9 protein-coding genes and 2 tRNA genes are annotated in these 7,950 nt (G+C 67.2%); 3 read left to right on the top strand and 8 right to left on the bottom strand.

The window, feature by feature from the left end; all coding sequences use genetic code 11:
- The 7 genes from AC3WQY_RS13535 to AC3WQY_RS13505 form a co-directional block, all read right to left on the bottom strand.
- Window positions 1–75: transfer RNA gene (locus AC3WQY_RS13535), tRNA-Val, on the bottom strand.
- A gap of 66 nt (window positions 76–141) precedes the next feature.
- Window positions 142–216: transfer RNA gene (locus AC3WQY_RS13530), tRNA-Val, on the bottom strand.
- Window positions 217–303: 87 nt separating this feature from the next.
- Window positions 304–1,014: a DNA polymerase III subunit epsilon gene (dnaQ, locus tag AC3WQY_RS13525; RefSeq protein ID WP_285232667.1), complete on the bottom strand. Its 711-nt coding sequence runs from the start codon at window positions 1,012–1,014 to the stop codon at window positions 304–306.
- 20 nt (window positions 1,015–1,034) lie between these two features.
- Window positions 1,035–1,835, bottom strand: coding sequence for a prolipoprotein diacylglyceryl transferase (gene lgt, locus AC3WQY_RS13520; protein WP_492709069.1), 801 nt, complete (start codon window positions 1,833–1,835; stop codon window positions 1,035–1,037).
- Window positions 1,836–1,869: 34 nt separating this feature from the next.
- Window positions 1,870–2,865 (bottom strand): tetratricopeptide repeat protein, encoded by a 996-nt coding sequence (locus tag AC3WQY_RS13515; protein WP_492709067.1) that lies wholly within the window; start codon window positions 2,863–2,865, stop codon window positions 1,870–1,872.
- A gap of 9 nt (window positions 2,866–2,874) precedes the next feature.
- Entirely contained in the window at window positions 2,875–3,867 is a 993-nt protein-coding gene (locus AC3WQY_RS13510; protein ID WP_492709065.1) for a tetratricopeptide repeat protein, read from the bottom strand.
- Window positions 3,868–3,899: 32 nt separating this feature from the next.
- On the bottom strand, window positions 3,900–4,877 hold the full coding sequence (locus AC3WQY_RS13505) for a LysR family transcriptional regulator (protein WP_492709063.1): 978 nt from the start codon (window positions 4,875–4,877) through the stop codon (window positions 3,900–3,902).
- A gap of 100 nt (window positions 4,878–4,977) precedes the next feature.
- Between AC3WQY_RS13505 and ilvD the strand changes: the two genes are divergently transcribed.
- Both ilvD and AC3WQY_RS13495 read left to right on the top strand, forming a co-directional pair.
- Entirely contained in the window at window positions 4,978–6,657 is a 1,680-nt protein-coding gene (gene ilvD / locus AC3WQY_RS13500) for a dihydroxy-acid dehydratase (RefSeq protein WP_285232672.1), read from the top strand.
- Window positions 6,658–6,793: 136 nt separating this feature from the next.
- The gene (locus tag AC3WQY_RS13495; protein WP_285232673.1) at window positions 6,794–7,159 is read left to right on the top strand and encodes a hypothetical protein; all 366 of its coding nucleotides are present in this window, start codon (window positions 6,794–6,796) and stop codon (window positions 7,157–7,159) included.
- Between the two features lie 26 nt (window positions 7,160–7,185).
- Here AC3WQY_RS13495 and AC3WQY_RS13490 read toward each other — a convergent pair whose 3' ends face one another.
- Window positions 7,186–7,431 (bottom strand): TIGR04438 family Trp-rich protein, encoded by a 246-nt coding sequence (locus AC3WQY_RS13490; RefSeq protein WP_285232674.1) that lies wholly within the window; start codon window positions 7,429–7,431, stop codon window positions 7,186–7,188.
- Window positions 7,432–7,590: 159 nt separating this feature from the next.
- Here AC3WQY_RS13490 and AC3WQY_RS13485 point away from each other — a divergent pair, with 159 nt between their 5' ends.
- The gene (locus AC3WQY_RS13485; protein ID WP_492709061.1) at window positions 7,591–7,902 is read left to right on the top strand and encodes a c-type cytochrome; all 312 of its coding nucleotides are present in this window, start codon (window positions 7,591–7,593) and stop codon (window positions 7,900–7,902) included.
- The last annotated feature ends 48 nt before the right edge of the window (window positions 7,903–7,950 follow it).

Raw genomic sequence — 7,950 nt, 5'->3', positions numbered from 1 at the left:
TGGTGGGCGGTGCAGGGTTCGAACCTGCGACCCCTGCCGTGTGAAGGCAGTGCTCTACCGCTGAGCTAACCGCCCGGTATCTGGGGGCTTCGTGCAACAAGGTCAGAAGCGAAATCGATACGGTTGCCGATCTCTGAATTCTGGTGGGCGGTGCAGGGTTCGAACCTGCGACCCCTGCCGTGTGAAGGCAGTGCTCTACCGCTGAGCTAACCGCCCGGTCCTGTTGCCGAACGAATCAAAAGTTCAAACTCTCAATTCGTCAACCGGGAAGCCCACGATTATGCCACGACATTACTGGCTCGATCAAGCTTCTTGCCAGATTCTTTTTCCGCCGCTGGCCTTGTCGAGATCCGCCAGCAGGCTCTGGTGGGCCTCCAGCTCGGCGGCGCTGGCGGCCAGCACCGGCAGCTGGAAGCGGCTGAAGTCGATCGCCTCGAGCTGGAAGTCGGCGTTGCCGCTGCCGGCATTGCCGCCGCCCTCGTCCATCACCAGCGAGTCCTGGCCGCGCGTCAGGCGGATGTAGACCTCGGCCAGCAGCTCGGCGTCCAGCAAGGCGCCGTGCAGGGTGCGGCTGGAGTTGTCGACCTCCAGGCGCTTGCACAGCGCGTCGAGCGAGTTCGCCTTGCCGGGGAACATGTCGCGCGCCATCAGCAAGGTGTCGCGCACGCCGCCGACGATGTCGGTGATGGGCGGCTGGCCCAGCCGGCGCAGCTCGGCGTTCATGAAGCCGACGTCGAAGCCGGCGTTGTGGATCACCAGTTCGGCGCCACGCAGAAACTCCAGCAACTCCTCGGCCACACTGGCGAACACCGGCTTGTCGGCGAGGAATTCGTCGGTCAGGCCGTGGATGCGCACCGCCTCCTCATCGCTCGCGCGCTCGGGGTTGATGTAGAGGTGCAGGTTGTTACCGGTGAGCTGGCGGTTCACCATCTCGACGCAGCCGACCTCGATGATGCGGTCGCCCGCCTCGGCACGCAGGCCGGTGGTTTCGGTATCGAAAAATATCTGACGCATGGGGAAGAATGAAGGAGCGCTCAGGCGGGGCGGCGGCGGCTGGCCCACCACCAGATCAGCAGCCCCGCCGCAATCATCGGCAAAGACAGCCATTGTCCCTGACTCAGGTTCAGCGCCCGCAGGCCCAGGAAGTCGTCGGGCTCGCGGAAGAATTCGGCGGCAAAGCGCAGCATGCCGTAGCCGATCAGGAACATGCCCGAGACCTGGCCGGTCAGGCGCGGCTTGCGCGCATACAGCCACAGCAACACGAACAGCAGCAGGCCCTCGCCCAGGAACTGGTAGATCTGCGAGGGATGGCGCGGCAGGGCTGAGCCCGACTGCGGAAACACCATCGCCCAGGGCAGGCTGGGGTCGGCCGCGCGACCCCACAGCTCGCCGTTGATGAAGTTGCCCACGCGCCCGGCCGCCAGGCCGGTGGGCACGCAGGGTGCGATCAGATCGGTGACCTCGAAGAAGCTGCGCCCGCGCAGCCGCGCGAACAGCGCCATCGCCAGGATCACGCCCAGCAGCCCACCGTGAAAGGCCATGCCGCCCTTCCAGACCGCGAACACCTCGCCCAGGTTCGCCAGGTAATAGGCGGGCTTGTAGAACAGCACATAGCCCAGCCGTCCGCCCAGCACCACGCCCAGCACGCCAAAGAACAGCAGGTCATCGACATCGCGCTTGACCCAGCCACGCGCGGCATGTGCCGGCTGCGCCACGCGCAGGTTCGCCAGCCAGAGAAACATGCCGAAAGCGGCCAGGTAGGTGATGCCGTACCAATGAATGGCTAGCGGGCCTAGCTGCAGCGCGACCGGATTGAACTGGGGATGGACCCACATGCGACGACTTCCTCTTGATGAGAACTGGCGCGCATCATACGGGGCCCATCTCCTTCAAACGCCTGCGGCAGTCTTCGGCGTTGCTGGGGCTGGCGCGGCGGTTCTGCAAATAGCGTTCAAAGGCCGCCCGGGCCTGCGCCTTGTCGCCCTTGGCCTGCAGCGCGATGCCCAGGCGATGGTCGAGCGGGAAGTCCTCGGCGCCGTCCATCTCCTTGGCGCGCTCGTACTGCCGGATGGCCTCGTCGTATTGCTCCTGGGCGAAATAGATGCGCGCCAGACCATAGGCAGCCAGGGCCTGACGGGGCTGCTCCTTGAGCATGCGTTCGAAGCCGACGATGGCCTTGGCGTACTGGCGCTGGTCCAGCCACTCCTTGCCCAGCACGCCCCACACCAGCCGCCATTCATTGAGCAGGCTGGGGTCGGCGGCGATGCGCACGCTCAGCAGCTCCTTCTCGGCCAGCGCCCAGTTCTTCTCGCTGCCGGCCACACGGGCGCGCATCAGCTTGGCGAACTCGGGCTGGCTGGCGCGCACCTGCTCTTCCAGCTCGCGCGCCTTGCCCACGCCGCCGCCGGCAAAGGCCGGCACCAGCAGGTAGTACTGGTGCAGGCTGCTGCGCGCCTCGATGAAATCAGGCTTGAGCTCCAGGGCGCGCTGCAAATGCTTTCTGATCGGGCCGGCCAGGCTGATGATCTTCATGGCGCCGCCGTTGCGCGCCTGCATGGTCATCACCGAGGCCAGGGCGTAATGGCACAGGGCCTCGTCGGGATGCTGGTCCACACAGTCCTGCATCAGGCGCGCGGCGGCATCCACGCGCTTGCGGTCCGCCAGCGTCATCTGAGAGAGCGCGAAGGCCGCGCTCGCCTGCAGGTCCTGCGGCTGCTCGCGCAGGCGCGCCTGCGCCTGGCGTTCCATCTCGTCGCTGCGGCCGGCATCCAGCAGGCCCTGCCAAGGGCCGTCGGTGAACACCAGGGCCTGGGCGCCCTGCCATGCCAGCAGGCTGGTACAAAGAAGCAGTCGCAGCAGTCTCATGCGGACACTCTAGCCCAGCTCGGCCAGGCGCTTCTTGGCGTCTTCCAGATTGCGCGGATTGGCCTTCTTGTTGGCGACGAAGCGCTCCAGCAGGGTCTTGGCCTGGGCCTTGTCGCCCTTCATCTGCCAGGCCACGCCGAGGCGGTGGTCCAAGGGCAAGGCCTCGGCGCCCTCCAGGCCGCGGGCGCGCTCGAACTGCCGGATCGCCTCGTCGAGCTGGCCGGTTTCGGTGGCCACGCGGCCAAGGCCGTAACCCGCCGCGGCATATTGCGGCTGCTCGCGCTGCAGCTGCTCAAACCAGGCCTTGGCCTTGGCGTACTGCTTGTCGCGCAGGTACTGGTAGCCCTGCCCCGCCCAGGCCTCGCGCCATTCGGTCTGCAGGCCCAGGTCCTTGCCGGGCTTGAGGCTCGCGAGTTCGCGCTCGGCCTCGGCATAGTTGTCCTCATGCTGGGCCACGCGGGCACGCATCAGCTTGGCATGCTCGGGCATGTCCCGCAGATCCTGGGCCAGCTCCCTGGCCTTGCTGACGCTGCCGCCGGCCATGCCGGGCGCCATCAGATAGAACTGCTGCAAGGCGCTGCGCATCTCGAAGGAGCCGGGCTCCAGCTCGAAGGCCTTGCTGAAGGCCTCCTTGACCTTGCCGGCCAGGCTCATGGCCTTGAACATGCTGGCGCCCATCGCCTGCGCACCCAGCACGCGGCCCAGCGCGAAATGGCAGATGGCATCCCTGGGCTGGCGCTCCACGCATTGCTGCATGGTCTTGGCGGCCGCATCGAGCCGGGCACCGTCGCCGGCGTCCAGCGCGCTCAGCGCCAGCGCCGCGGCGGCCTGGGTGTCGGCCGGATTGGCGCGCAGGCGCGCCTGCGCCATCTTGTCGAGCTCCTCCGCCTTGCCGCCCTCCCAGACCGACTGCAGCTGCGGATCCTTGAACACCGCCGCCTGGGCAGACAGAGCGGTGGCAAGCGACAGTGAGACCAGGCACAGAAGGCGGTGTTTGCGCATGAGGGCTTGTGAATGGGTGAGTAGGTCTGGGCTCAACGTTGCGTGGGACGCTTGGTTGACGGCCTTGAAGTGGGCGCATTGTGCACAGCGCCCGCACGCTTGCCAGCCCTGGCTTTCGGCACTTGCGCCAGCGCCGCCCGCACATGCTCGACAAAGCGCGCCACCACTGGGCTGGCGCCGGCGCGCCAGATCAGGCTGGTCTCGCAGGCCGGCACCTGCGCCTGCAGCTGCTGGTAGCGCACGCCGGGCCGTTGCAGCGCGCTCAGGCCCTCGGGCACCCAGGCCACCCCCATGCCGGCCGACACCAGGTTGACGATGGTCTGCATCTGGATCGCCTCCTGCGCGATCTGCGGCGTGGCGCCATGGCCGCGGTAGAAGCTCAGCAGCGCGTCGTACAGCGAGGGCGCGATCTCGCGCGGGAAGATCACCAGCGGTTCGCTCAGCAGCAGCGCCAGCGCCGCGGCCGGCGCCCTGGGCAGCGCCAGGCTCTCGGGCAGGGCCAGCACCATGGGTTCGACGCTGATGCGCAGGGCCTCGAAACCGGCCGGCGCGGCGCCGGGCGGATGGATCACAAAGCCGGCATCCAGATCGCCGCGCTCGAAGTGATGCAGCTGCACGTCCAGCGTGGCCTCGCGCAGGGCCAGCGCAATGCCCGGATGCGCGGCGCGGAAGCTGCGCAACCACTGCGGCAGCTCACCATAGCCGACGGTGGAAACGAAGCCCAGGCGCAAACGCCCGTGCAGGCCCGCGGCGGCCGATTGCAGCAGCGCGGGCAACTGCTCGATCTCTTCGAGCAGCTTGGCCGCCACCGGCAGCAGGGTGGCGCCGGCGGGGCTCAGCGCCACCGAGCGCCGGTTGCGTTCGAACAGCGCCACGCCCAGGCTCTGCTCCAGCTTCTGGATCGCCATGCTGAGCGGCGGCTGGGTCATATGCAGGGCCGCGGCGGCGCGCCCGTAATGCAGCTGCTGGGCCAGCACCAGGAATTGCCGGAGGCTGCGGGTCTCGATCACTGATACACCCTATGAATCATTAACTCATGAAACATATATTGGACCAGAGACTGGCCCAACTGCATACTCACCGCACTTCCCCTACCCTGCTTCGCACACCATGAGCTACAACCGCCGCTCCAAGAACATCACCGAAGGCGTGGCCCGCGCCCCCAATCGCTCCATGTACTACGGCATGGGCTACCAGGAGAGCGACTTCGGCAAGCCCATGATCGGCGTGGCCAACGGCCACTCCACCATCACGCCCTGCAACTCGGGCCTGCAGAAGCTGGCCGATGCGGCCGTCATCGGCCTCAAGGAGGCCGGCGCGAACCCGCAGATCTTCGGCACGCCCACCATCTCCGACGGCATGGCGATGGGCACCGAGGGCATGAAGTACAGCCTGGTGTCGCGCGAGGTGATCTCCGACTGCGTGGAAACCTGCGTGGGCGGCCAGTGGATGGACGGCGTGATCGTGATCGGCGGCTGCGACAAGAACATGCCCGGGGGAATGATGGGCATGCTGCGTGCCAATGTGCCGGCGCTCTACGTCTACGGCGGCACCATCCTGCCCGGCAAGTACAAGGGCCAGGACCTCAACATCGTGAGCGTGTTCGAGGCGGTGGGCCAGTTCAGCGCCGGCAAGATGAGCGAGGAAGATTTCTGCCAGATCGAGCGCCGCGCCATTCCCGGCAGCGGCTCATGCGGCGGCATGTATACCGCCAACACCATGAGCTCGGCCTTCGAGGCGCTGGGCATGAGCCTGCCCTACTCCTCCACCATGGCGAACGTGGAAGACGAGGTGGTGGAGAACGTGAAGAAGGCCGCCGCGGTGCTGGTCGAGGCGGTCAAGCAGGACCTGAAGCCGCGCGACATCGTCACCAAGAAGGCGATCGAGAACGCGGTGGCGGTGATCATGGCCACCGGCGGCTCCACCAATGCGGTGCTGCACTTCCTGGCGATCGCCCATGCGGCCGAGGTGGACTGGACGATCGACGACTTCGAGCGCGTGCGCCGCCAGACCCCGGTGCTGTGCGACCTCAAGCCCAGCGGGCGTTACCTGGCGATCGACCTGCACCATGCCGGCGGCATCCCGGCGGTGATGAAGGAACTGCTCAAGGCCGGGCTGCTGCATGGCGACGCCATGACCATCACCGGCAAGACCGTGGCCGAGAACCTCGCCGAGGTGCCTGACCTGCGCGCCGACCAGGACGTCATCCGCCCGGTCGGCAAGCCCATCTACGCCGAGGGCCACCTGGCCATCCTGAAGGGCAATCTCTCGCCCGAGGGCTGCGTGGCCAAGATCACCGGCCTGAAGAACCCCGTCATCACCGGCCCGGCACGCGTCTTCGACGACGAGCAATCGGCTCTGGCCGCCATCATGGCCGGCAAGATCGTGGCCGGCGACGTGATGGTGCTGCGCTATCTGGGCCCCAAGGGCGGACCCGGCATGCCCGAGATGCTGGCCCCCACCGGCGCCCTGATCGGCCAGGGCCTGGGCGAGAGCGTGGGCCTGATCACCGACGGCCGCTTCTCCGGCGGCACCTGGGGCATGGTGGTCGGCCATGTGGCACCCGAGGCCTACGAGGGCGGCGTGATCGCGCTGGTGCACGAGGGCGACCGCATCACCATCGATGCGCACCAACTGCTGCTGGAGCTGCATGTGGACGCCGCCGAGCTGGCCAAGCGCCGCGCCGCCTGGGTGCAGCCCGCACCGCGCTACACCCGTGGCGTGCTGGCCAAGTTCGCCAAGAACGCGTCGAGCGCGAGCTCGGGCGCGGTGCTTGACAAGTTCGAGTGAGGCGGGCTCGGGGTCAGGTCTTGACGGCCTGATCCCGCCATCGTGCAGTTCATCGCATGGCGGGCACGGGCCGCGGCCCCCTGTCGAACAATCGCGTCAAGCGGGCCCGCTGTGGGCCCGATCAGACCGATTGCCCATGATGATCAAGAACCTCGCCCTCAAGTCCGTGCTCGCGCTCGGCATCGCCAGCCTGTTCAGCGCCTGCGCCATCACCGTGAATGCCGACGGCGGCCCCACCGGCCAGCGCGTCATGCGCAGCACCGGCACGGCCAAGTTCCAGTGCGTGCAGAGCGCCAGCGGCCAATGCTTCTACGCGCTCTACACGAGCCGCTGCCAAAGTCTGGAAGGCACGGGCGGCAAGGCCGCCACCAGCTGCACCCATCAGGTGATCGAGGAATTCAGCGTGCCGGTGGGGCAGACGCGCGAACTGCATCAGCTGCCCAACGGCTACCAGCAATGCATGCGCGCCGACGCCAAGCCCGAGATCCCGCACTGCAGCTGAGCGCCAAGCCGGCGGCGGCGCCACGCTCAGCGGCGGCGCTGCTTCTCGCCCTGCCCCAGCGCTTCCAGCGCCTTCTCGCGGCGCGCGGCCTTCTTCTCATCCATGCGCTCCATCACCTTCTTCTGCGTGTAGCCATGCGAGTCGGCCCAGCCCCACCAAGCGATGGCCAGACCGAAAGGCGCCAGCACGACGAGCCAGCTCCAGTCGACCACGGGCGCCACCGCTGCCAGCTTGAGCAACAACAGCACCAGGCCGATGGCTAAGAACCACATTGACAACTCCTTTCGCACGCGTGAAACCCTGCTGACGTGATGGCGCGGGAACGCGCCCCTACAATCATTTCAGCAGCTTGCTTGACGAGACTGTAGAGCAGTTTGGTCGAGCCGGCGCGAGAGTTACCCTTCCTCGTGCATGACCCCCGAAAGGACGCTATGAAGTCGACCCTGATCGCCCTGGCCGCCGTCGCCGCCACCCTGGCCGCACCCGCCGCCTTCGCCAACGCCGAGCTGGCGCAAAAGAAGAACTGCATGGCCTGCCATGCCCTGGACAAGAAGGTCGTCGGACCGGCCTACAAGGACGTGGCCGCCAAGTACGCCAAGGACAAGGATGCGGTGAAGAAGCTCTCCGAGAAGATCGTCAAGGGCGGTTCCGGCGTCTGGGGCCCGGTGCCGATGCCCGCCAACACGCAGGTCAGCCCGGCCGAAGCCGAGACGCTGGCCAAGTGGGTCCTCACAGTGAAGTAAACCCACTGCTCCAAAGCAAAAGGCCCGCATCAGCGGGCCTTTCCTTTT

This window comes from Roseateles sp. FW301-B2, assembly GCF_058788955.1.
This window is presented reverse-complemented; position numbering and strand designations above follow the sequence as displayed.

Bases quoted from the DNA above. Each gene is read 5' to 3' on its own strand.
- AC3WQY_RS13515 (WP_492709067.1), bottom strand. From the start codon at position 2,865: ATGAGACTGCTGCGACTGCTTCTTTGTACCAGCCTGCTGGCATGGCAG.
- AC3WQY_RS13510 (WP_492709065.1), bottom strand. From the start codon at position 3,867: ATGCGCAAACACCGCCTTCTGTGCCTGGTCTCACTGTCGCTTGCCACC.
- AC3WQY_RS13485 (WP_492709061.1), top strand. From the start codon at position 7,591: ATGAAGTCGACCCTGATCGCCCTGGCCGCCGTCGCCGCCACCCTGGCC.
- lgt (WP_492709069.1), bottom strand. From the start codon at position 1,835: ATGTGGGTCCATCCCCAGTTCAATCCGGTCGCGCTGCAGCTAGGCCCG.
- dnaQ (WP_285232667.1), bottom strand. From the start codon at position 1,014: ATGCGTCAGATATTTTTCGATACCGAAACCACCGGCCTGCGTGCCGAG.
- AC3WQY_RS13495 (WP_285232673.1), top strand. From the start codon at position 6,794: ATGATGATCAAGAACCTCGCCCTCAAGTCCGTGCTCGCGCTCGGCATC.
- AC3WQY_RS13490 (WP_285232674.1), bottom strand. From the start codon at position 7,431: ATGTGGTTCTTAGCCATCGGCCTGGTGCTGTTGTTGCTCAAGCTGGCA.
- ilvD (WP_285232672.1), top strand. From the start codon at position 4,978: ATGAGCTACAACCGCCGCTCCAAGAACATCACCGAAGGCGTGGCCCGC.